Below are 242 nucleotides of genomic sequence, written 5' to 3' on the forward strand. Positions count from 1 at the left end.
TGCTTCAAGTTGTCGAGGGCGGAATAACGTATGATCTGCAGCTGGGTCAGAATCCCGGAGTTGGCTTCACTGCAACGCAGGATTCTGGTACGGGCACGCTGATTACGGCCACACCACCTATTACGCCATCAGTTAACGTCGTGAGCAACACTTCGGCGAGCGCAGGTCAGTTGATCGCCTTGTCGAGCCTGGTGACCGTCGTTGACCCGAACAGTGCCGGCTATCGGACTCTCCAGCTGTGG

1 protein-coding gene is annotated in these 242 nt (G+C 57.0%); it reads left to right on the forward strand.

The window, feature by feature from the left end; genetic code table 11:
* Positions 1-242: hypothetical protein (locus tag FNJ47_RS50870; protein ID WP_206685444.1), on the forward strand; the 242-nt coding region annotated here is incomplete at both ends.

It is taken from the genome of Bradyrhizobium uaiense, from assembly GCF_010811875.1.
Lineage (GTDB): Bacteria > Pseudomonadota > Alphaproteobacteria > Rhizobiales > Xanthobacteraceae > Bradyrhizobium > Bradyrhizobium uaiense.